At 48.3% G+C, this 21309-nt stretch carries 24 protein-coding genes; all 24 read right to left on the bottom strand.

Annotated elements, in window-relative coordinates:
- Nucleotides 1-21: 21 nt before the first annotated feature.
- Complete coding sequence (locus tag ACSVDI_RS02100; RefSeq protein ID WP_306569414.1) at nucleotides 22-537, bottom strand: DUF4316 domain-containing protein; 516 nt, start codon at nucleotides 535-537, stop codon at nucleotides 22-24.
- Nucleotides 530-748, bottom strand: coding sequence for a transposon-transfer assisting family protein (locus ACSVDI_RS02095; protein WP_306569415.1), 219 nt, complete (start codon nucleotides 746-748; stop codon nucleotides 530-532). The genes ACSVDI_RS02100 and ACSVDI_RS02095 overlap by 8 nt, the downstream gene beginning before the upstream one ends.
- The gene (locus tag ACSVDI_RS02090) at nucleotides 745-2211 is read right to left on the bottom strand and encodes an ArdC family protein (RefSeq protein WP_457944359.1); all 1467 of its coding nucleotides are present in this window, start codon (nucleotides 2209-2211) and stop codon (nucleotides 745-747) included. Before ACSVDI_RS02090 ends, ACSVDI_RS02095 begins: the two co-directional genes overlap by 4 nt.
- Complete coding sequence (locus tag ACSVDI_RS02085) at nucleotides 2208-3113, bottom strand: LPD16 domain-containing protein (protein ID WP_457944357.1); 906 nt, start codon at nucleotides 3111-3113, stop codon at nucleotides 2208-2210. The genes ACSVDI_RS02090 and ACSVDI_RS02085 overlap by 4 nt, the downstream gene beginning before the upstream one ends.
- Entirely contained in the window at nucleotides 3110-5272 is a 2163-nt protein-coding gene (locus ACSVDI_RS02080; RefSeq protein ID WP_306569417.1) for a DNA topoisomerase 3, read from the bottom strand. Before ACSVDI_RS02080 ends, ACSVDI_RS02085 begins: the two co-directional genes overlap by 4 nt.
- A 71-nt stretch (nucleotides 5273-5343) precedes the next feature.
- Nucleotides 5344-6264: a hypothetical protein gene (locus tag ACSVDI_RS02075; protein WP_306569418.1), complete on the bottom strand. Its 921-nt coding sequence runs from the start codon at nucleotides 6262-6264 to the stop codon at nucleotides 5344-5346.
- Nucleotide 6265: 1 nt separating this feature from the next.
- Nucleotides 6266-6913: a hypothetical protein gene (locus ACSVDI_RS02070; RefSeq protein ID WP_306569419.1), complete on the bottom strand. Its 648-nt coding sequence runs from the start codon at nucleotides 6911-6913 to the stop codon at nucleotides 6266-6268.
- A complete protein-coding gene (locus tag ACSVDI_RS02065; RefSeq protein ID WP_306569420.1) occupies nucleotides 6910-7404 on the bottom strand; it encodes a hypothetical protein in 495 nt (164 codons plus the stop codon). The genes ACSVDI_RS02070 and ACSVDI_RS02065 overlap by 4 nt, the downstream gene beginning before the upstream one ends.
- Nucleotides 7405-7562: 158 nt before the next feature.
- The gene (locus ACSVDI_RS02060; RefSeq protein WP_457944355.1) at nucleotides 7563-8693 is read right to left on the bottom strand and encodes a CD1107 family mobile element protein; all 1131 of its coding nucleotides are present in this window, start codon (nucleotides 8691-8693) and stop codon (nucleotides 7563-7565) included.
- Nucleotides 8683-8949: a DUF4315 family protein gene (locus tag ACSVDI_RS02055; protein ID WP_457944354.1), complete on the bottom strand. Its 267-nt coding sequence runs from the start codon at nucleotides 8947-8949 to the stop codon at nucleotides 8683-8685. The genes ACSVDI_RS02060 and ACSVDI_RS02055 overlap by 11 nt, the downstream gene beginning before the upstream one ends.
- A 14-nt stretch (nucleotides 8950-8963) precedes the next feature.
- Nucleotides 8964-10742, bottom strand: coding sequence for a C40 family peptidase (locus tag ACSVDI_RS02050; RefSeq protein ID WP_457944352.1), 1779 nt, complete (start codon nucleotides 10740-10742; stop codon nucleotides 8964-8966).
- Between the two features lies 1 nt (nucleotide 10743).
- Nucleotides 10744-13131, bottom strand: a complete 2388-nt coding sequence (locus ACSVDI_RS02045) for a VirB4-like conjugal transfer ATPase, CD1110 family (RefSeq protein ID WP_306569442.1) — start codon at nucleotides 13129-13131, stop codon at nucleotides 10744-10746.
- Nucleotides 13112-13537: a PrgI family protein gene (locus ACSVDI_RS02040; RefSeq protein WP_306569424.1), complete on the bottom strand. Its 426-nt coding sequence runs from the start codon at nucleotides 13535-13537 to the stop codon at nucleotides 13112-13114. The genes ACSVDI_RS02045 and ACSVDI_RS02040 overlap by 20 nt, the downstream gene beginning before the upstream one ends.
- Before the next feature lie 20 nt (nucleotides 13538-13557).
- Nucleotides 13558-14424: a VirB6/TrbL-like conjugal transfer protein, CD1112 family gene (locus ACSVDI_RS02035; protein WP_306569425.1), complete on the bottom strand. Its 867-nt coding sequence runs from the start codon at nucleotides 14422-14424 to the stop codon at nucleotides 13558-13560.
- A 17-nt stretch (nucleotides 14425-14441) separates the two neighbouring features.
- Entirely contained in the window at nucleotides 14442-14657 is a 216-nt protein-coding gene (locus ACSVDI_RS02030) for a Maff2 family mobile element protein (protein ID WP_021633195.1), read from the bottom strand.
- 200 nt (nucleotides 14658-14857) lie between these two features.
- Nucleotides 14858-15403 (bottom strand): AAA family ATPase, encoded by a 546-nt coding sequence (locus ACSVDI_RS02025; RefSeq protein ID WP_164811723.1) that lies wholly within the window; start codon nucleotides 15401-15403, stop codon nucleotides 14858-14860.
- Nucleotides 15404-15460: 57 nt separating this feature from the next.
- On the bottom strand, nucleotides 15461-16189 hold the full coding sequence (locus ACSVDI_RS02020; RefSeq protein ID WP_306569426.1) for a class I SAM-dependent methyltransferase: 729 nt from the start codon (nucleotides 16187-16189) through the stop codon (nucleotides 15461-15463).
- Nucleotides 16190-16233: 44 nt separating this feature from the next.
- The gene (locus ACSVDI_RS02015; protein ID WP_306569427.1) at nucleotides 16234-17280 is read right to left on the bottom strand and encodes a Fic family protein; all 1047 of its coding nucleotides are present in this window, start codon (nucleotides 17278-17280) and stop codon (nucleotides 16234-16236) included.
- A gap of 250 nt (nucleotides 17281-17530) precedes the next feature.
- A complete protein-coding gene (locus ACSVDI_RS02010; RefSeq protein WP_021633195.1) occupies nucleotides 17531-17746 on the bottom strand; it encodes a Maff2 family mobile element protein in 216 nt (71 codons plus the stop codon).
- Between the two features lie 179 nt (nucleotides 17747-17925).
- Complete coding sequence (locus ACSVDI_RS02005; protein WP_306569428.1) at nucleotides 17926-18114, bottom strand: hypothetical protein; 189 nt, start codon at nucleotides 18112-18114, stop codon at nucleotides 17926-17928.
- 9 nt (nucleotides 18115-18123) lie between these two features.
- The gene (locus tag ACSVDI_RS02000; RefSeq protein WP_306569429.1) at nucleotides 18124-18651 is read right to left on the bottom strand and encodes a hypothetical protein; all 528 of its coding nucleotides are present in this window, start codon (nucleotides 18649-18651) and stop codon (nucleotides 18124-18126) included.
- A gap of 14 nt (nucleotides 18652-18665) precedes the next feature.
- Nucleotides 18666-20426, bottom strand: a complete 1761-nt coding sequence (locus tag ACSVDI_RS01995) for a VirD4-like conjugal transfer protein, CD1115 family (protein ID WP_306569430.1) — start codon at nucleotides 20424-20426, stop codon at nucleotides 18666-18668.
- Nucleotides 20423-20914, bottom strand: coding sequence for a PcfB family protein (locus ACSVDI_RS01990; RefSeq protein ID WP_306569431.1), 492 nt, complete (start codon nucleotides 20912-20914; stop codon nucleotides 20423-20425). The genes ACSVDI_RS01995 and ACSVDI_RS01990 overlap by 4 nt, the downstream gene beginning before the upstream one ends.
- A gap of 34 nt (nucleotides 20915-20948) precedes the next feature.
- On the bottom strand, nucleotides 20949-21296 hold the full coding sequence (locus tag ACSVDI_RS01985) for a DUF7768 domain-containing protein (RefSeq protein WP_457944348.1): 348 nt from the start codon (nucleotides 21294-21296) through the stop codon (nucleotides 20949-20951).
- Between the last annotated feature and the right edge of the window lie 13 nt (nucleotides 21297-21309).

Here is a 21309-nt window from a genome sequence, read left to right as displayed (position 1 = left end):
GACACCTCCTGATGTTTATTTTCACTCACGAACTCTTTCCTCCGAACCACATAAAATGAAAGGACGCTCCGGTCTGTGAGGCGGTTCATGCAGCTGCTGCTTCTTCAGCTTTGCAAGCACAGACTGCTTTGCCTCCTCATCGGCACATTTGCATGCCTGAAGCGTCGGATCCGGTTCCGGAAGGTTATTGATGATGCCGTCAAAGTTGTTATCGTTCTGCTCCACCGCGTCTTCCACAGCGCGAAGGGCAGCTCTTCCGGGATCTTTTTCCGGAAACCGTTCCGGATGAAGAATGATCTCCACGCGGTTCATCACCTGCGGATCATCGAAGACAACACTATTCAGCCATTCCTCGCATTCATGCCAGCCGCCCATGGTAATAACCTGACCGCCTTCGCCAAAGAAGCGGAGATTATCATTGGTGCTTTCAAGGCCGTCATAGGTATAACCGGCTGCTTCCATCGCTGCAATCAGCGGATCCTTTTCTGCCGGAGTATCATGTATGGGCTCAGTAAATTCATCATGCCAATCACTCATTTTCCTCATCCTCCTCATACACGGTAAAGTCAATAGCGGCAAAATCCGCATCGGTCATGGCCGATATTTTCTTCAGGGTCTTCTCACAGAGTTCCTTCAGTTCATGGTCCTCGATATTCGGGATACTGGTTTTTATGTCGAAAATCGCCATCCTTCGACAAGTGTGATTCATCGCCTGAATCAGATTTATTTCTTCTACGGTAAACATCATCGCGATTCCTCCTTTTTCCGTTTCTGTGTTTTCTTCCGAGAGGTCTTTGTTTTCGGTTTTGAAGACTTCTCCTTTTCAGATTTTTCTTTCTTTGCCTGCAGATCCGCAAGGGCAGAGGGAGGGGATAGTGCTGCTTCTTTTTGCTCCACAGCCTCCCAGAATTTCTGGCATTGTTCTTGTGAAAGACCACGGTTTTCCGTCTCCATAAATCCGAAAGTAACTTCTTTCACAGCTTCCGCAGTCTCTGCTTTTTCAACTTGAGATGTCCAGTAGTGAAGTTCAACCGTCGATGTCAGAACCGGTTCCAACTTCCGGAGTTCACTCTCCGGCATAGCATCCCAGATATCTTTTCCCTCGGTATGAATGGTAAAGCCTTCGCCGTCATCGTGCTGGGATACCGTAAGCTTCAGCGTCATCGGTTCACCAACGATTTCACAGGAAAAAGTGTGCTCTGCCATACGGGAATGCGGCATATACTCTGAACCGATACATTCGATGTTCTTCACATCATCCGCTGTCAGGTGAGCCCAGGCATATTCCTTCTGCAGCGCCGCCAAATGTTCATCGATTTCCGTGATCATCTCCGAAGCAGTCTTACGGATCTTATCCAGGGAGGCCTTCAGCTCCGGAGTATCTTTCCCATGGGACCAGCCTGCCACATAGGCAAAGCTGTAATCCCCGGTATCAATTCCGTAATGCTGACATACGGTGAAGGCCACAGATTCCGCCTCCACCTCCTTGTGATTTCTGGTAAGCTTCGGCTCCAGAGGGTCCACCTTGATTGTGGGGTCAATGGAGTGAAGCTTCTGGTGGGTCATTTCGTGGATCGCTGTTTTCACAGTCTGCACCTGGCTCATGCCTTCCTGAATGGCGATGCGGTTCTCGACGGTGTGAAAATATCCCTTTGCGCCGCCCGTGATCTGCTCAAAATCCATCGGTACGGGACAGGCTTTTTTCAATGCTTCGAAGATCATTTCATACTGTGCCACATCGCCGGTCAGCTCATTTACACCGAGAGTGGGTAAAGGCTTTCCGTCAGTCTGACTGACATCGAAAACATTGACCACCTTGAACGCAGGCATCAGGACTTCCTTTGTTTCCTTTACACTGGTCCCATCCGGATTTGTGAGGATCTCACCGGTGACAGGATCGGTTTTCTCAACCTCCATTTTCTTTTTGTAGGGAGTAGGGGCGAGAATACGGATGCCGTTTTCGCCTTTCTGCACCTGACGCCCGAACTGCTTCTGCCAGGCGGTATATCCGGCCACCAGCGTGGCATCCGGCTTCTGCATGGCAATCAGGATCGTATTGTTCAGGGAATAATCATGGAACTTAGAAAGCGTTTTCAGATACTGTTTGAATTTGTCGCTTTCAAAAAGTGCCTGTATTCCGGCCTCCAGCTGATCCGTGATTGCCTTAACCTTCTCGAATTGCGAAGGGTAGGGTTTCTGTTCTACGCTCATAAGCATTCCTCCGACTTCTTCTTTTCGGCAATGGGCTTGGGGCGGGCATCCGCATCCGACGCCCTGTCACCATTCGCCATGCGTTTTTCATGGAGCTGCTCCAGTACCGAGCTCAGTTTTTCCTCCGCAACATCAGAAGCTCGATCTTCAACCATGTCATAATCCATCTCAGCAAAGTTTCGATTCTGCCAGCCGAGGTCCTGCAAAATCATATCTCTGCATTCCTGAATCGTGATGCTTGCCAGATCGATCCGACCGCCATCTACTTCAGCAAAGCTTTTGTCGTAGATGGAGTAGTCCCACCCGCCATCAGTGGCGTGGATGGTGAGATACTCCTTGTGGCCAACCTGCCATGCGGCCTGATCATTCAGCATTTCCGGTTCCGGACTGACTTTTCCATCGCCTCGCTCCAGAATCTCAGCAAACTGACAAATGTGGTAAACCTCGCCGCCGATCCGGGTGTGGTAATCGTCGATATACTCACAGGGCACGATGAAGCTTCGGTCCGGATAATCGATCTTTACCTTTCCACCGTCAGGGATGCGGAACAATTCATCGTAGCTGCTGGTGATAAATCGGATGCTGTGGTCATGAGGATCCTCCCGATGCGCCTTTCGATAGGCTCGTCTGGCGTCCTTGATCTGATCCAAGGTGCGAAGAGCAACTCCGGAAACCACTTCACCCTTGAAGCCGATCTCCTGAATGGCCATCACTCTGGCACAGGCAAGAGGATTTCGAATCGGATTCTCCAGCATATCCTCATAGGTGATCAGGCCGGTGTACCGGGCAGCGCCGGTAACCTTATCAAAGGATTCATAGGCAAATCCCATCTCCATTTCCTTCAAGTGCAGATAGGACTCGTTGTCTATCAGATACAGTGCTTCCTTTTTATCGGAAATCATTTCGCTCCACCTCCCTTGGTGCCGCTGCGGCTATTCTCAAATTCCAGATGGAAGCTGGCCCTTCCGTTCTCTTCCGTGGAGAGAAGCAAAGTGGCATTGTAGTTCTTTCCGGATTTCTGACTCTTGCAGTCCTTCAGGCGAATGCGGCCATCCGAAAGCAGCTTCTCAATCATGCCGGAGGATAAATGCTTCCCAATGCTCTTGAAAAAGGCATTGTCCTTCCAGAGAACAAAGCGACATTCCTTGTTGCTGCAGAACCAGCCCTTCTGTTTTTCCAGCACGTCTGCCTGACAGCAGGGGCAGGCTCCGACTCGTTTGTGATCTGACATAAGTGTTCGGCCCAGGCCGCCTTCTCTTTGTTCTCCGAACAAATTCACCTTGTCTGCTCCTTTCACAGCTTCGTAGTTTTGAACCAGCCCGGAAATCATGTCGGTGATCTCCCGCATGAAGTCCCGGGCCTCATAATCGCCATGCTCCATCCGGAGAAGCTTTTGCTCCCAGTCTGCCGTCATAGAAGCAGACTGAATCTGCTCCGGCATGACCGTAATCAGAGAATTGCCCTTATCGGTGGAAACAAGATAGCGTGTTTTCTTATCACCTTTACGCTCCATGAAGCATTTCTGAACCAGCTTTTCAATCGTGCCAGCTCGAGTGGCAGGGGTACCAAGGCCTTTTCGTTCGGCATTCTCCGGAATATCCTCGGCACCGGCGGTCTCCATGGCAGAGAGGAGGGTGTCCTCAGTGAATCTCTTCGGCGCAGTTGTTTTTCCTTCCTTGATTTCTGCCTGGGATAAAGAAACAATGGCATCCGGCGAAAGGGTTGGACCGGTATAGGCTTCCTTTTCCTTATCCTTCACCGGATAGAACCGCTGCCAGATATCTTTCCAGCCCCCAAAGAGAACCGTCTTGATCTTTTTCGAAAACTCTTCGCCGCCGCAGGTCAGGACAATGGTATCCTCCGCATAGCGATAGTCGGGAGCTGCGGCACAAAGCAGCCTGACCGCAATCAGCTGAAGGATAGCCTTCTCACCGGAGGGAAGCTCGGTAAGATTGGCAGCGCACATGGTTTTTGTCGGAATAATAGCGTGGTGATCGCTTACCTTCCGGCTATCACACATGACATCTACAGAGATTTCCGTTTTGCCGTCAGATTTCAATGCGGATGCATCAACACCAATTTTCTCCGCCACCTGAGAAATGAGGGGAGGAAGCATTGGCTTCATGTCTTCAGTCAGATACCTGCTGTCGGTACGGGGATAGGTCACCAACTTCTTTTCATAGAGCGTCTGGGTGTAGTCCAGCGTCTGCTGTGCGGTAAAGCCGAGGATACGGTTGGCATCGCGCTGCAAGCTGGTCAGATCATAGAGAAGTGGGGCTCGCTCCGTTTTCTCCTTTCGGTCCATGGACTTGATCACGGCTTTCATGGTCTCCTTACATTTGGCAAGCAGCTGCTGTGCATCGCCTTTTTCATCAAAACGCCTGCTGGCTGCGGTGATACCGTTCATTCCAAGCTGCACGGTGTAGAAGGGCTTTGGTTTGAAGGCGGCGATCTCAGCATCACGCATAACGACCATTGCCAGAGTCGGTGTCATTACGCGGCCAATGTTCAGTGTCTGGTGATACAGGCATGAAAAAAGCCGGGTGGCGTTCATTCCGACGATCCAGTCGGCACGCTCCCGGCAAAGGGCTGCTTCATACAAAGCATCATATTTGCTTGACGGTTCCAGGTGGGCAAATCCATCCTTGATGGCCTGATCCTCCATACTGGAGATCCAGAGCCTTTCGAAGGGTTTCTTACATCCAGCCTGGTGATAGACCAGACGGAAAATAAGTTCACCTTCGCGCCCGGCATCCGTTGCGCAGACAAGGCTTTCAACATCATCGCGCTTCATCAGCTTTTTCAGGATACCGAACTGCTTTCTGGTGGAAGCTGAGACCTGATACTTCCAGACAGCTGGCAGAATAGGAAGGTCTGAGAGCCGCCATTTGGCATAGGTCTCATCGTAGGCCTCCGGCGGAGAGAGCTCTACCAGATGCCCAACGCACCAGCTGACGATATAGCCATTGCCTTCCAGATAACCGTCGCATCGTTTGTTTGCACCCAGAACCTTAGCCAGGGACTGGGCAACCGAGGGTTTCTCGGCAAGTACGAGTTTCATTGTGGGGTACCTCCTTACATAGAATTGCCCCTCCGATCCGGTATGGAAGGGAGGGGTATGTAAGTTAAGTATTAATCAATATCTGGAAGCCCCGCATTTATAGCTTTTGTTTTTTCTTCAATTTTTTCTTTCAAAGTATCCGCTACATTGTTCATAAACTTTACATAGCATTCTTTATTCCAAAGGTCATTTTCAATATCTGTTCTGTATTCTTGAATAAGTATCGGTACTATTTCAATATATGCCATCAAGTAAAGCTTAGCAATTCGTTCATCAGTTTGATCCTCATCATAACTTCCTAAATACGATTTAAGATCAACTTCCAGAGTACCATTTTTAAGTATCAGTTCTATTCTTTCATGTGTTTTATACTTCAAGTCTAGCTTTATCTGCTTTAATTTGCGACTTTCAAGAAAGAACGACAGCGTACTGATGATATTCATAACTGATTCACCAGATGCCGATACCTTTGTCTGAGAATCTTCAGTATCACCACTGAATCCCTTTATCGATTGCAATTCCAACTCAAAACCGTTTTCTTCGGCAATTTCAATAGCATTATTCGTGTAGTAAACTCTATTTATAAGCCATAGAAAAAAGTCACTATCAAAACGGAATCCGTTGTCATCAATTTCATTTCTCCCTGTATACGAAAGAAGCTTCCTAAGAACCAGCTTTGCATCCGAATTTTTATCAATTATATAATTTATGGTCTGATTATTAGAGTACACAATAATAATTCCATTTTGAGGAATTACATTCACTTCACTACCATATAGTGTAATTTTGTCATATGAAAATCGAATAACATTGTATGTAAGGTCATTTCCAAATAACGTAATAGTCTTATCGTCATCAAATATTTTCTTAATTACCCAATTTTCGCGACTAATCCCAGATGATCTGTCATCATTCTCTACGGAATCAACTAATAGGGCTATGGCCTTACTAATTTCCGCTGTTGAACTATCTTTCCATCTCGTAGTAGCCACTTTATCCCTCCGTTCTTATGATTAGCTTATTGGTATCAAAAGTAAGGAACAATGGTTCCTTACTCAATTTTGGGTACAACTCACTCTGACAAATACCATTGACTGGTTCCTTTGAAAAAAGAATTCTGAATGTTTGGATTGTATTAGCCAATTCCTGATTACCAAACATCTTTTCCAAATCAATAACAAAATTTCCATTCGCATCAACACTTGCTTCAGCACTTGCTGCAGGCAATTGCATAGTTGCAAAGTTAATGCCTTCTATCGTGAGTTTCAAATCTTTGCAGGTCTTTTTCTTTGCACTGATTTTTACCGTTAATCTTGCTTCACAAGGTCTATTCTCATAAAGAAGTAAATCTGGGACAGAACTTTTCTGCACCATATCTCCAGGTTTACTCAGTGTTACCTGAATTATTTGAGGAGTAAAAAAGGTGTTTTTAATCCATTCTGCAAAAGAAAGCAAAGCAACATCAACTATTGCAAAATAAACAGTCGTACAAACGTCAAACGCTTTATCAGCATCGTCAATTATGTGAAGAATTTGAAACACATTGAACTTTTCAACTATTTTTAACCCAATCACTGCACTAAGCAAAGGAATTGCGATTTTCCATAAGATTGAGAGTGCACTTATTACCTTTTTCTTCATCCGAATAAACACCTCTCAATTAAGGTGCTTATTCTATCCAACAGATTACCATCTGCGCTATCGCTAATAGCTACAATACCATTGGATTGAATATAAAAATCTACAGCAACTCCACTGTCTAATCGGCCGGAAATATAAATACGATTAATGTCAATCGATGATGTCTCTGCCAAAAAAAGCAATTTCTCTATTAGTGTATTAAACAATACTGGACGTACTGTTATGGCATCTAATAGACTTGCAACATCTTCGGATAAAGAAGAATCCTCTTCAGCAAACTCGATTTTATAAACCTTTAGACCTTGATTTATTACACTATCTTTAATCAATTCTATCATTGTCTCGGAGGAAACGATAATCTGACGATATCCATCATCGAATTGTCTCTTTAAAAATGAATAATACTCTTCATCATCATCAAATGGTTGACTGATGATATGCTTATCTGAATCTCCAAGTTTCCAAAAGAGCTTGCATTTCTTCATCTTCATATCCCCACCTCCTTGCTGCATAAATGATATCTATGTTATTATACCTCATACCCATCTGTTCTTCTACCTTTTTCTTGACTTTTTTGCGTTTTTGTGATATGAATGCAAAACTTATGTAACAGGGCAGCTTTCGCCACCCCGAGCCACGCCCTTATTCATTATTCCTGAGAGTCCTCAACCTCTTCAGAATCGTCCTTGTCCAGATACTCAATTTCATCTTCGTCATTGTCATCTTCCGGAATCTCGTACTCATCGTCGTCATCCTCGGTATAATCCGCATCCGGATCGGGTCTCTGTTCAGAGGCCTTTTTCTTTTTCGTCTGCATCATAAAGTAGCCGCCTCCGCAGGCAATCAGGACGGCGATCACACCAACGATAGGAAGCATGTTCACAGGCTTCTTTTCCGTCACCTGAGGCTCCTGATTATCAGACTCTGCATCTTCATCAGGTGCAGGCGGATTAACCGCAGGTTCTTCTTCCTCGGCATTGGCGGCATCCTGTGCCGTCTGGAACGCCTTTACCTGCTCCTCGTCCATAAGTGCAAAAAGATCCGCTTCGTCCACCATGTTCAGGAGATGTACGTTCTCTTCACCCTTGTCATTGCGGTCGATGATCAGATAGAAGTAGTTGCCGGATTTGGTCACCATGGTAATAAACTGCTGACCGGCCCCGGTGGAGGGCCCGATATCATCAACCAGAGTCAGGTTGCCATCAGGGGTAAGAGGAAGAGAAGTGTCCGTCTGATTCATGCTGCTCATCATGAGATAGAGCAGCATCGCCAGGAACTCTTCATCAATGGTTCCGCTTTCCTCTTCCTTTTTCAGCATGTCCACATAGTCCTTGTACACATAGCCGGTTCTCTCGGGAATCACAACCTGATACCAGTCGCCATCCTCGCTGATCACCTGGACCTTTTCGCCGGGAAGCAAATGGCCGATGATCTCATATTCCATGCCGGAACCGGAGCGAAGGTTCAGATAACTTCTGACCTTGTTATTGACCGCTGCGTCGGTTCCATCCGTTTCCATGTCTTCAGTAGACCATTCCCAGTCACCGAAGGAGAAGGTGTAATTGCCGTCCTCATCAACGCTCACATCGTAAGGGAACTTTTCCTCCTCCGTTTCCGCAGTGTCTGCCACATCAGAGGTGGTCGTCGCATTTTCTTCGAGCACCTCAGACATCTTTTCCGTATTGTCGCTATCCGCTGCAGCTGCAAAGCAGGTCGTGGAAAGGGTTCCCATCATCAGGATGCCTGCCATGAGTCCTGCCATCATTCTCTTAATCGTCATTTTCTCTGTCCTCCTCGTTATTGATTTCAGGCACATCGGCCTGTTCCGGATAAACACCGACAGTTCCTTTGGCTGCCAGTTCAATGATCTGGGCAAGCTGCTCCGGAGTCAGATTGGCAGCGTGAACCATGGAATGAATCACACTGTTTTCCTCCTCGCGATAGCGATTCTCCAGATCCTTCACGCGCTGATTCCATTCGGCCTGCTTTACGCGGGCACGCTTCAGATCAGCGCCGATCTTTTCAAGCTTTGTCAATTGCGTTACCTCCTTTAATCAGGAATTCGTCCATAGCAATAGAAGTGCTGCTGCCAGTAGGACGTGTTGATAGATGCATAGGAAATCGGGTTTCCGCAGTGAATCATCATGCCGTTGCCGACATAGATACCGACATGGCTGGCCCCCGATGTGTTGTAGGTTCCCTGGAAGAAAATCAGGTCACCGGGCTTTGCCTCACTTGGCCGGATAATGGAACAGTGATTCATCAAACCGCTTGCCGTCAGTCGGCCCACGTTCCAACCATTTCCACAGTGATTGATTACCCATGAAACAAAGCCGGAGCAGTCAAAGCTGGTGGAAGGGGAAGAACCTCCCCAGACATAGGGATATCCCAGGTATTTCTCCGCTTCACGGATCATGTTGGCAAATCGCTCATCCGTCAGCGCTTCACCCGGAATGTCGTATTTCAGATACTCACTGCTGGTCGTGACGTAAGGATCATCCGCGAAAAGATATTCCTTATTGCCCTTGGTCCGAAGCAGGATAGCATAGCGCTCCGCCTGATCCTCATTCATGCCGCCGGACTCTGTAATCACATGGCCCAGGTTCTTATTGGTCAGTGTGACATTGAGGATGTAGTACTCATAAGGGACCTCAACCTCATATTCATATTCCTCTTCCGTTACTTCGCCGGTCTCCGGGTCCGTGGAAGTGGTGGTGCCTGTTCTGGTTTCTGTTCGGTATCGGATCTCGATCTCTTCCTCAAGCTTCAGCTCATACTGACGATCAAAGAGGGAACGCAAAGTGGACTGAACCTCGCTTCTCGTATAATCTTCGAATTGAACCGTCAGATAGGCTGCCAGCTGATAGGGGTCATGGCCGATCTCATCCAGATAGTAGTTGTATTCGTCATAACCGGGATAGGTGGATTCGATGTTATTGACCTTCCGCTGCAGCTCTGCTTCCAGCGCCTTGTAGTCGTTGTTTGCACCGATGATATCTTCATCCTCTGCTGTAAACGTGGTTGCCACAATGGCGCTGGAGCCTCCCGGAAGGAAAGCGGAGCAGGAGGACAGCGATGACGAAACGATCATAATCAGAACCGCTAATGCTCCAATAGCCAGAAACACCTGCGGATGCTCGGTCACATACTCAAAGGCCTTGTCCTTGAAGTCAACAAGCCTCTGCCCAAGGGTTTTTACCCCAGCAGCGCCTTCCTTGGCTGCCGCACTTGCATTTGCCGCTGCTTCTTCGGCTCGTCTGGCTGCCGCATATTCCTTTCGAATCGCCTTTTTCTGCTGCCAGCGGGATACCGGGTTGGAGAATTCCTCCGGATGCTCCGCCATACGCTGCTGATAGATGGCTTCCACATTGGCGGCATCGGATTTGGTCTGCAGATATTCCGCCTTTTCATAGGACTTCAGCTTCTTACTGTAGACCGCATGATCAATGGCATGTGCACTGACCTCAGCTGCTTCTGCAGAGGTATCGACAGCCTGGACTGCCGTATTATCGTCCTGGTTATTGGCAGAAATCTGTCCGTGAATTGTTCCGGACACGGCTGCAGTCGTGGAATGAACCGCCGATCTGGTGAAGCGGTTGCCCCTGCCGGTCAGTTCACCGACAGGGATCTCCTGCTTTTCAAAGGTGAGATGCGCCTTTCGCCCGGCTGCCTTATCTTCATCCAGCTTCAGCTTTCTCTTCTTCGGCGTTTTCGCTGCCGCCCGGTCCGCTTTGTCCGCTGCCCGTTCAGCTTTGGACACAGCCTTTTTGACCTTGGGATTTGTAAGCTCGTCCTCTGTGAAATGGAGCCTGGTCGCTTTCTTTGCCATATCACACCGCCTTTGCTTCTGCCACCTCGGACAGCTTTGTGGTCATGATACGGTAGAGCTCCAGATCCGTCGGGAAATGATCCACGAAGGGCAGGATGACATTGCCGTAGAACAGGAGGCCTTCCCCTTCTCCGGAATGGGTCACATAGGAAAGCTGATGGGGGGAAATGTTCAGCTGCTGTGCCAGAATCTGGCGGTCACCGGCAGCCTGGTTCAGCATATACACGAAGTCTGAGTTTTCGAAGATGTTCTCCACCTCGCGGCTGGAAAGCAGATCCTTTACGTTCTGCGTGATACCGGTGGGAATACCGCCCCATTTACGAAAGCGCTTCCAGATCTCAACGGAATAGGAAGCGGTCTGCTCCTCCTTCAGAAGAAGGTGGAACTCATCCATATAGTAGCGGGTCGTCTTACCGGCAGAACGGTTAGCCGTGACGCGGCCCCAGACCTGATCCTGAACGATCAGCATGCCGAGCTTTTTCAGCTGTTTCCCCAGCTCCTTAATGTCATAGCAGACGAAACGGTTCCGGATATCGACGTTGGTTCTGTGGTTGAAAAGGTTCAGCGAGCCCTTGACATAGATTTCGAGCGCCGTTGCCACACGATGGGCTTCCTTTTCCTCCTGCTGTAAGAGTGCATTGTAGAGATCCTCCAGAAGCGGCATGTTCTCCGGCTTCGGATCCTCGAAGTAGTGCTGATAGATCTGGTGCACACAACGGTCAATCACTGTCTTTTCAATGGGCTGCAGGCCTTCCTTACCGCCAACGATCAGCTCGCAGAGGGAAAGAATGAAGTCTGCCTTCAGAGCCAGCGGATTATCATCCTCAGAGTAGGACTCGTTGATATCCATGGGGTTGATATAGTGGGTGCTGGTCGGACTGATTTTGATAACCTGACCCTCCAGGCAGTTGACCAAGGCCGTGTACTCGGCCTCCGGATCGCAGATGATGATATCATCGTTGGTAACCAGGAAGGCATTGGTGATTTCTCGCTTTGCGGAGAAGGATTTACCGGAACCGGGCGTACCGAGGATCAGACCGTTCGGATTCTTCAGCTTCTTCCGATCCACCATGATCAGGTTGTTGGAAAGGGCATTCAGACCGTAATACAAGGCCTCATCGCCATTCTGGAACAGCTCCTGTGTGGTAAAAGGAATGAAGATCGCCGTGGAGCTGGTGGTCAGGGCACGCTGGATCTCGATCAGGTTGTTGGCAAGAGGGAGACTGCTCATGAGCCCCTGCTCCTGCTGGAAATCCAGTCTTCTCAGGTTGCAGTTGTGCTTCTGGGCAATGGAGGATGCCTGGAATACGTTGTTCTCCAGTTCCTGCTGGGTCTTGCCGGTATTCATGATCAGGAAGGTAATCAGGAACATACGCTCATTCTGGGACTGCAGTTCCTTCAGAAGGGCCTTCGCATCCTTACCATAGGTAGCCAGGTCGGAAGGGATAATGTCCATGTCATAACCGGAACGGACCGCCTTTTTCTGCTCCTCAATCTTGCTGCGGTCAAGCTCGGTAATGGTGTGCTTGATCTGCTTGATGGCAGTGGTCTGGTCTACCGACTGGATGTGCATGGTGACGATCTCGCTGGACTCCATATCCAGAAAATCCTTCAGAAGCTGGTCGGAAAGATCCGATGCTGTGATCTGCAGATAACTCATGGCTCCGTACAGGCTGCCCATGGTAAAGGTTTTTCCGCCCGGGAAGGAGAAGGATGTGGGCGCAATGAAGTCCTTCACGGAAAGTCCGGAGCCTGCCAGCCAGCTCCAGTCGAAATAAAAACGGTCGTTGTCACCCATGTGGAACATGGCATGCATCAGTTGCAGACGTTCCTTCCCATTGAGGACCCTTGCCGATACGCCAAGGCGCTTGAAGTTATTCATCAGGTTGGTCTGCACATGCTCCAGGCGGGGCTTTGCCTCGCGCATAGACTCAGCCTCAATACCGAAAGTGATATATTTGGTCTTTGTCAGACCGTTATTGCCCTGAGCGAGCTGCATTTTCAGCATCTGACTGTACTCGCTGCGGACATTGTTGAAGTTGTCGTTGCGGTACGGAATGCGGATGTTCTTCTCAAAGACTTCGGCATCCGTCGCCATATTCATGAAAGACAGCTCGAAATGAATGGAACTGTCGAAAAAGTTCAGGAAGGAGCACCACTCTTCGAAGATCGCGGTCTTGTCCTCCTGCTGGGCCAGCTGATAGTTGATGTCCTGATACTGGATGGTCTTGGTGTAATACTTGTCGCTGACACGGCAGATGCCATCCGGGAACATACGCTGGAACGGGATCGACTGCTGTGCGGTGCGGGGAATGCCGTCATCACGCCTTGCGCGGTCGATGATCTCCTGAACCTGCCTTGCCTGAGCCTTAGTCAGATTCTTCGGCATGTTCAGGTTTCTTTTTTCTGTTTTTCGGAACAGATTTTTCACCGTAAACAATGTGATTTACCTCCATTTCTGCCTGTGCCTGACGGATCAGGACGGCATAATAGTTGTTCGTCTGATAGGGGCGAACCTTCGGCCTTACAAACTTGGCCTGAATGAACTGCTTTGCGAGCTTTTCCAGCGGCTGACCGTCCCGTTCATACATTCCGAGAAAGAAGAACGGCAGCATGATGATGATCATGCAGATGGACGCCATGCTGGTATTGCCGCCCGCCTTGAGCAAAAAGAAAGACGGGACACCGATAAGTGCACCCGCCCCAAAGCAGAGAAGCTGACGTTTTGTCAGGTTAAATAGGATTTTTGATTTGACCCTCGTAAGATCGCGAGGGACAGGGATATAAGCTGCCACTATTTACTGGACCTCCTTCCTTAGTGTGCCGAGAAGACGCTTTTTGCAAGAGCACCGGTCTTGAATAATGTGAAGCACAGCAGCACCGTGTATCCGAGGATGCCCCAGATGGATCCGATAATGTCATCCGAGACGGAGACGCTCTGGATCAGCACGGCATAGATGCCGACACAGATCATAATCAGAAAGCCCTGGAAGCCAAGCGCGAACAGGGATCGGAGATAATTCTGTCCCACCATGCTCTGTTCCCGGTTTCCGAAGGTCGAGAACGGGATCGGTGCCATACTGGTCATCAGGTAGATTTCGATCATTCGTCCATAGACAATGACGAAAATCACAACGCTCAGCGCCTTGATGGTAAACTGAACGACCATGCACTGAAGGAACAGCGCAAACAGCGGTCCGATTTCCATGGCCTCCAGCGTATCCTGCATGGCCTCTAAAGCTGCAGCATCCACCGCCGTATTCCCGGCAATGAGTCCGCCTGCGTTATTGATCACATGCTGCGTCACATCAAAGACTGCCATCACAATATTGAAGGTGTTGGTGATGAGTGTCACGGCTACAAAGGTCTTAAAAACCCATTTGAAGAAGATCCAGGTTTCAAAATTGGCAAGGTTATTGTGGTCAATGATCATCTGAATCAGCTCGTAGCAGGCAATGAAGGTCAATATCAAGCCTGCGACCGGGATAATCACTGATTCGGAAACATTCCGGATCATGGCGAAGACGCCCGGCGAGAAGTTCGCCGGAGTCGTCCCCACCTGCGTCGCAATATCGCCAACCTGAGTGTTTACCGAATCAAACAGTCCCGTCAGCTGGTTCATGATACCGGAAACAAGCAGTTCCTTCAGCCAATCACCAATCTGATCGAGTACGCTGTCCAACGATTAACACTCCTTTCTTAGCCGAAGAGCCCGGAAAGCAGGGGAACCAGAGTGATACCAATGAGGGCTACACCGCCACCGGCCATCAGCTGCTTCATACCCTGAGACTTTGCACCGGGGTTATCGTTGCCGTAGCCTTCCAGAAGGTTGATTGCACCCCAGATGCCAAGACCTGCACCGAGTGCCACTACGAGAGTCTGCAGTACGCCAACTGCACTGTTGAAAAATGCCATAAGTTTGTCCTCCTTTGCCCGGATCCGAAGTATAGTTGGTGGATAACCGGGCCATCTGTAATGAAAAATGTGGATATAACAAAGCCCTCCTCAAAGCTGCATGTGCACCTGCAGCCGGAGAAGGGCAGAAAAATAGCCAGAACTGATGATCAGTCAGTCCTGGCTATGTAAATGTATTCGGTTCAACAAACTGGAATTGTCTAAAATAGTAAGGCCGTACCGCTTACTATTTTTTCTTTTACTGCTGAAACAGTATCTTTGATTGAATGCGTAGTTGTATCTATAACATTTAATTCATAGATTCCTAAATTGGAAAATTGATTCCACATTGTTTCAACTAATTCAATATTTGTTTCTCTGTCTAACTTTGAGCGTTCGATAGCTCGCTTCATAGTTTCTTCTTTACTTGCCCTTAAAACGATATAGTGTACTTCATAATGCTCTTGAACAATGTTGAGCCACGGCTCTAAAAACCACGGTCCTACAATGCCATCTACAATTACATCATATCCACCACGAGCATATCGCTTCGCAGCTTCTAAAAACGCTTCAATGACAATCAAATTTTGCTCATTTGATTCTGGCAAATGCGGTGGTATTGCCCCTTTACTCAAATAATGATAAAAGTCATCTGTGTGCATATGCACAGACTTTTCCAAATCTGATTCTTTTGCAACAACAGATGCCGTTGTAGTTTTTCCTGTCCCCGGCGCACCTGTGATTACAATAATTCTACCTTGATTCATCTATATTTTACCTCCACAAATTCCGATTTCTCAGTTTCAAAAATTGGAAGTTGTTTATTAAACCTTTTTAACCTTAACCAACAACATCATAGGTCTACGCATTTCATTACACATTCCCGGCAAACCCATCATATCTGCCGGAGGCATTGCTTCCTCAATAGCCTCAATTTGAAAACCACATTTTATAAGTGGATTCAATATCTGCGTTAATGTGTGGTGCTGTTTAATTACTCGTTGACCAAGAAAATTGGTTTCTCTTTCGCCTGTGTAATAGTAATTGTCGATTGGCCAATATTTAGGTTTCCCATTTTCATCATAAATCCAATCCTCATTAACACCTGCGGTGAAAGTCGGATGTTCAATATTGAATAGGAAATACCCACCTACTTTTAATGTGCAATACACCTTTTGATAAACATTAGCTAAATTTTCGATATAGTGCAGTACCAGGTTAGAAACAACTAGGTCATAAGTATTTTCAGGATAAATGTATTCTTCAACACCGCAAACTTTATACTTGATTTTGTCATCAGAGTTATCAGCTACTGCTTTTGCAATCATTTTTTGACTACTATCAATACCAAGAATTTCAGTAGCTCCCATTTGTGCGGCATATTTGCAATGCCAACCGTAACCACATCCTAAATCCAAAACTTTTTTTCCCTGTAATTTAGGGAATAACGGTTGCAACTGATGCCACTCTCCAGCAGCTTTCAGACCATCTTTGCTTCTTCCCATTTCCGCATATGCGGCAAAAAATTCACTATTATCGTAAATATTTCTCATTGATAATTACCTCCACAACTTCCGATTTTCATTACTCTTATACGCTATTTCAAGCGAATATAGCAGGTCGATTTTCCGGCTCCTTCACGTTTCAGTTCGCCGGATGCCACCATTTTTCGCAGCGCACTCTCTACAGAACTAAGGCTCAGCGAAGGACACTGCTCCCGGATATCCTGCTTCGTGAAACGACCGATTTTATTCTGAGCAGCCTTGCGAACCATATCAATGGCAGGAAGCTTCTCTTCCACGATGGCAAATCTGTCCCCGAAGTCTTTATACGCAGCCAGAATGGTACCTAGCAGATATTTTATGAACGGAACTGCATCCTCGGTTCCTTCATGCCAACCATGCTGTGCACGGTTCAATGCGTCATAATACAAATCCTTATTTTTAGCGATCTTCGCCTCCAGGGAGATATATTTTCCAACATAGAATCCGCTGCGATATAAGAGCAGCGTAGTCAGCAAACGACTCATTCTGCCATTGCCGTCGTTAAACGGATGAATGCACAGAAAATCGTGGATGAAGATCGGAATCGCAATTAAGGGCTCCAATTCCATGTTGCCGATCACCTTGTTGTACTCCTCACAGATCCGATCCAGGGCTTCCGGCGTCTCGAACGGGGCCAGGGGTGTGAAAAGAATTTCGGTATGACCGTCAGGGAAAGTCGCGCTGATATAATTCTGTACATTTTTCGTCTGTCCGGCCATTGGGTTATTCATATGGCTGTACATAATCTTATGAAGCTGCAGGATATAGTTCCTTGACAGAGGAATGGCATCGTAGCTTTCGTGGATAATGGAAAGCACATCTCGATATCCTGCAATTTCCTGCTCGTCTCTGTTCCTTGGAGTTGTTTTCTCCTCTACCAACTGTCTGATTCGTGTATTGGTGGTAACAATACCTTCAATCGCATTGGATGCCTCTGTACTCTGGATCTTTGCTATTTCAACCAGTTTCTCCAATTCGTCCAGGCGTTGCTTCAGGTAAAGCTCCTGCTTACCAGCCTCTTTATAGATTGCAGCAATAAGCCCAAGGATTTCAGAATCCCATTTCTGATTCTTGATAGCTGAGTAATTAAAAGTTCTCATTCCCTTAGCCTCCATCTCTTTCCCTTATATTATATTCATTTATAAGGGAATAGTCAACGCCTCGTGCGGATTTACCCTTTATAATATCCTGTAAATAAGGGAAAAGAACTACGAGTAAGGGATAGTATTCCCATATTTCCGGTGCCTTATTCGTTACATACCCTTTTTTGAAATAACCTATAGGTATGTAAACAGGCAGCTTGCGCCGCCTGGCCGGATTTACTGCTCCGGCAAGCAGTCTGACTTCGGATTAACCGAAGAGTCCGGAAAGCAGGGGTACCAGTGTGATACCGATGAGGGCCACACCGCCACCGGCCATCAGCTGCTTCATACCCTGAGACTTTGCACCGGGGTTATCGTTGCCGTAGCCTTCCAGAAGGTTGATTGCACCCCAGATACCAAGACCTGCACCGAGTGCTACTACCAGAGTCTGCAGAACACCGACTGCGCTGTTGAAAAATGCCATAAAGTTTTCCTCCTTGATTTGCCCGCCTATGTGGTCGGGATAATGAAATGAAAATTGCCCTTGCGACTCCCGGCATGTGCACCTGCAGGAAAAGAAGGGCATAAAAATATCCGGGGCCGATGATCAATCAGTCCCGGATATGTAAACAGGCAGCAAGCTGCCGCTTGCTGCCCGAGTATTTACTCGTTTTGTTCCGCTTTCCTGCAGCCGAGTGTTTCCAGAATCTCTTTCAGATGCTTTGCGCTTCGGGCATATTTGTCGCCGGTATCCAACCGGATCCAGATGGTTGCTGTACCCGGGCTGGCATCAATGCTGATGATATGATCTGCATTGATATACTCCTCGCCGGTGAAAACGAATGTCGCCATTTTGCCTCCTTATCTGGCAGCTTCCTGCTTCCTGGCAGCCTTACCGGAAGGGCTGGCTGCCGCTGTTTCTTCCTTCCGGTCAGACAAGTCCGAGAGGACAGAGCCTCTGGATCTATCTTTATAGGACTCCATCAGGGCCTTCAGTTCCGTGTTGCTCACTTCTCTGGTCTCACGACCCCAGGTGGATCTTCCGGTTTCATCCATGCCGGTCTTCACCGAACGGGAAAGTCGGGTCGTACCATCCTCGGGAAGCTTCATCCATACGCCTTTCCCGAACTGATTATCGTGAATCATCTTCGGGGAGATCACGAAGGATTCCCAAGGACGGGTATCGGTCTTATCCGGATTCGGGATACTGACTTCCACCAGCTCTTTACCGCTTTTCGAAGTAAAGGGCTCACCCACGAGCCCCTTACCAAATTTGATCGTTACCTCAGCCAGCGGCTGGCCAAAGGTTTCGCCACGCGCTATAGCTTCTTCCGCTTCTCTTACGAAGTCAGGAACATCCATCGGCAACGGATTTCTTTCATCTGCCATTGCGGCTTACCTCCTTAATTTTCTGCTTCCATAACAAAAAACTCATCCTTCGGGTGAAGCTTTGCCCTGGTACTCAGGTACTTCTCGATATCAAAGGTGAGTTTCTTATCATAATCGGCGGTGTATTTGTAGTTCGGGTGCTGTGTCAGATCATATTTATCCGACAGAAAAGGACGAACGCCTCTCAGCTGCAGGATGCATTTGCTGCCGTCCATAACAGCCAGTTCATCACGGCTCATGAGTTCCTTACCCAGCTTCTGATAATTGGTTCCGTAGCTTGGACTATTGCCTCGTGTATCCGATGTATTGAAGGTATCGATTGTTTCCTTGCCGAGCACTTCGGAGAGTTCCTTCAGAGTGGTAGGTTCAGAGCCGCCCAGGAAGACCTGGCAGTCCATGTTGCCGATGATGGTATCGGCATTGTCCTTGTAGATGGCCTTCAGCTGAGACCTGGCCTGCAGCACCAGACAGGCGCTGATTTCACGGGAACGGATTGTGGCGACCAGCTTTTCCAGGTTTGGGATCTGGCCAATGTTTGCCGCCTCATCGATCAGGCATCGCACATGGACCGGAAGCCTGCCGCCGTAAACATCATCCGCTTTTTCACACAGCAGGTTGAACAGCTGCGTGTAGATCATACTGATCAGGAAATTGAAGCTGCCGTCTGTATCTGACATCATCAGGAACAGGGCAGTTTTTTCATCTCCCAGAGTATCCAGCTCCAGCTCGTCATACATGGTAATCTCACGAACCTCCTGAATGTCAAAGGGAGCGAGACGGGCACCGGCAGACACCAGAATACTTTTCAGGGTCTTGCCCGCAGCCAGCTTGAACTTGGCATATTGCCGGACTGCAAAATGATCCGGCTTCTTCTTTTTCAGGTCTTCAAACATCAGATCCACCGGATTCTGGAAATCCTCATCATCCTCACGTACCTCCATGGCGTTGATGAATTCGATGAGCGTGGCAAAGTTCTGCTCCTCCTTCGGTGCCTCATAATGGATGTAGCCGATGAGAGCACAGTAGAGAAGGGTCTCGGCCTTGTCCCAGAACGGATCGCCGCCCTTTCCGTCACCCTTGGTATTCGCCATGAGCGTGGTCGTCAGCTTCAGGATGTCCTTTTCGCTGTGGATATAGGCGAAAGGATTATAGTGCATGGACTTGTGAAAATTGATTGTGTTGAAGATTTTGATCCGGTAATTCGCATGGACAAATGCATTTCCAACCTCGAGCAGGGTCGTGCCCTTCGGGTCTGTCAGAACATAGGAAGAATGCAGCTGCAACAGGTTTGGCTTAATCCAGAACCGGGTTTTACCGGAACCGGAGCCGCCGACGATCAGTACATTCTTGTTTCTGGCATTGGCAGGATTCTTCGGACGGTTGCTCATCATCAGCCGCTCTGTCTTTGTGAGGATCACATTATTCTCAAAGACCGGATCGATGAAGGGCTCGATGTCCTTCGGCCCACCCCACCGGGCAGAACCATACTCAAGGTTATGCTTAAAATTTTTGGCGTTCTTTCCCCGGATGTAGACGGCAGCTCTCAGACCTGCACCGCAGATCAGGCCCACCATCAAGTCAATGGGATGAAAGCTCGGAAGAGGATTTCCGAAAGCAATGCCCATCGTCGTGAAGAATGACAGCAGCTTTTCAGAAGCATTCGCGCCCTCCGCCATTCGCCAGGCTTCTCCCAGATTGGTACAGACCAGACCGATCAGGATATAGGGGAGGGCCCGGATCAGAAGTTTTTTCAGCTTAACGGTATCCGGGCTCATCGCGATTGCTCCCTTTGCTTATCCCTGCTTACCACCTTCGCGGGGATGTCTCTCACGGCATCGATCAGCTTATGCAGCGTCTTCAGAACGCTCGGGCGCTTGTTCTTTGCCAGCACCTCTGCAGAGTAGGCGTTGAATGCTGCTGTCATGGCATCTGCATCCCTTGCCTTAAAGAACACCAGGTACTTCGGTGGAAGTACGGATTTATCCTTGGTGATTGCATAATCGACACCGTATTTCCGGGCATACTTTTCAAAGCCCTTCAGGTCTGTTTTGGAAATGTCGATATTGGTGACGCCCTGATTCTGACCGATCAGCTCCTGAATGGTCTGCTTGCCGGTGGGCTTCTCATTTTTCATTGCTGCTTCCTGAGATTTTCGCTTGATATATGCGATACCCTTCAGGCCAAGTCGGACAATACTGCGGGCCGTAAGCTTGGTCGTACTGATGGCCAAATTCACGGTCCTGTTTTCTACTTCCTCCTGCAATGCTCACCACCTCCTTTGGTTCATTTTTCCGGCATCATGCCTTTTTCCCGGCGGAGCCCTCCACCTTCATAATGCCGTCAAGAGTCGTAGCGGCAATGCGGAGCCTCTTTGCCAGACCGATATCGTCTTTGACCTGGCCATCCATCGAATCGCCGCAGACCACGAGAATGCGGGATCTTCGGAGAAGCTCCGATGCCATTTCGATCCTGTCCTTGTGCTCCTGGGGGATCTCATCCCGTAAGAGCTCCTCATACATGAGTCTCGGACAGATAGGAGAAAACCCTGCATCATACACCTTTCGGCAATAACGCAGGGCTGTGCTTTTTGCTTCAAATTCGTTATCACTCCAGTTTGCAGTGATATACGCCAGTGGTCTAACCATGTGTACCTCCTTC

It is taken from the genome of Caproiciproducens sp. LBM24188 (assembly GCF_054130445.1).
The sequence above is the reverse complement of the archived record's forward strand: the minus strand, read 5'-3'. Positions and strand labels throughout refer to the sequence as shown.

Excerpts from the sequence above, each read along its gene's own strand:
- ACSVDI_RS02100 (WP_306569414.1), bottom strand. The coding sequence starts at position 537 with ATGAGTGATTGGCATGATGAATTTACTGAGCCCATACATGATACTCCG.
- ACSVDI_RS02095 (WP_306569415.1), bottom strand. The coding sequence starts at position 748 with ATGATGTTTACCGTAGAAGAAATAAATCTGATTCAGGCGATGAATCAC.
- ACSVDI_RS02090 (WP_457944359.1), bottom strand. The coding sequence starts at position 2,211 with ATGAGCGTAGAACAGAAACCCTACCCTTCGCAATTCGAGAAGGTTAAG.
- ACSVDI_RS02085 (WP_457944357.1), bottom strand. The coding sequence starts at position 3,113 with ATGATTTCCGATAAAAAGGAAGCACTGTATCTGATAGACAACGAGTCC.
- ACSVDI_RS02080 (WP_306569417.1), bottom strand. The coding sequence starts at position 5,272 with ATGAAACTCGTACTTGCCGAGAAACCCTCGGTTGCCCAGTCCCTGGCT.
- ACSVDI_RS02070 (WP_306569419.1), bottom strand. The coding sequence starts at position 6,913 with ATGAAGAAAAAGGTAATAAGTGCACTCTCAATCTTATGGAAAATCGCA.
- ACSVDI_RS02065 (WP_306569420.1), bottom strand. The coding sequence starts at position 7,404 with ATGAAGATGAAGAAATGCAAGCTCTTTTGGAAACTTGGAGATTCAGAT.
- ACSVDI_RS02060 (WP_457944355.1), bottom strand. The coding sequence starts at position 8,693 with ATGACGATTAAGAGAATGATGGCAGGACTCATGGCAGGCATCCTGATG.
- ACSVDI_RS02050 (WP_457944352.1), bottom strand. The coding sequence starts at position 10,742 with ATGGCAAAGAAAGCGACCAGGCTCCATTTCACAGAGGACGAGCTTACA.
- ACSVDI_RS02045 (WP_306569442.1), bottom strand. The coding sequence starts at position 13,131 with ATGCCGAAGAATCTGACTAAGGCTCAGGCAAGGCAGGTTCAGGAGATC.
- ACSVDI_RS02030 (WP_021633195.1), bottom strand. The coding sequence starts at position 14,657 with ATGGCATTTTTCAACAGTGCAGTTGGCGTACTGCAGACTCTCGTAGTG.
- ACSVDI_RS02025 (WP_164811723.1), bottom strand. The coding sequence starts at position 15,403 with ATGAATCAAGGTAGAATTATTGTAATCACAGGTGCGCCGGGGACAGGA.
- ACSVDI_RS02020 (WP_306569426.1), bottom strand. The coding sequence starts at position 16,189 with ATGAGAAATATTTACGATAATAGTGAATTTTTTGCCGCATATGCGGAA.
- ACSVDI_RS02015 (WP_306569427.1), bottom strand. The coding sequence starts at position 17,280 with ATGAGAACTTTTAATTACTCAGCTATCAAGAATCAGAAATGGGATTCT.
- ACSVDI_RS02010 (WP_021633195.1), bottom strand. The coding sequence starts at position 17,746 with ATGGCATTTTTCAACAGCGCAGTCGGTGTTCTGCAGACTCTGGTAGTA.
- ACSVDI_RS02005 (WP_306569428.1), bottom strand. The coding sequence starts at position 18,114 with ATGGCGACATTCGTTTTCACCGGCGAGGAGTATATCAATGCAGATCAT.
- ACSVDI_RS02000 (WP_306569429.1), bottom strand. The coding sequence starts at position 18,651 with ATGGCAGATGAAAGAAATCCGTTGCCGATGGATGTTCCTGACTTCGTA.
- ACSVDI_RS01995 (WP_306569430.1), bottom strand. The coding sequence starts at position 20,426 with ATGAGCCCGGATACCGTTAAGCTGAAAAAACTTCTGATCCGGGCCCTC.
- ACSVDI_RS01985 (WP_457944348.1), bottom strand. The coding sequence starts at position 21,296 with ATGGTTAGACCACTGGCGTATATCACTGCAAACTGGAGTGATAACGAA.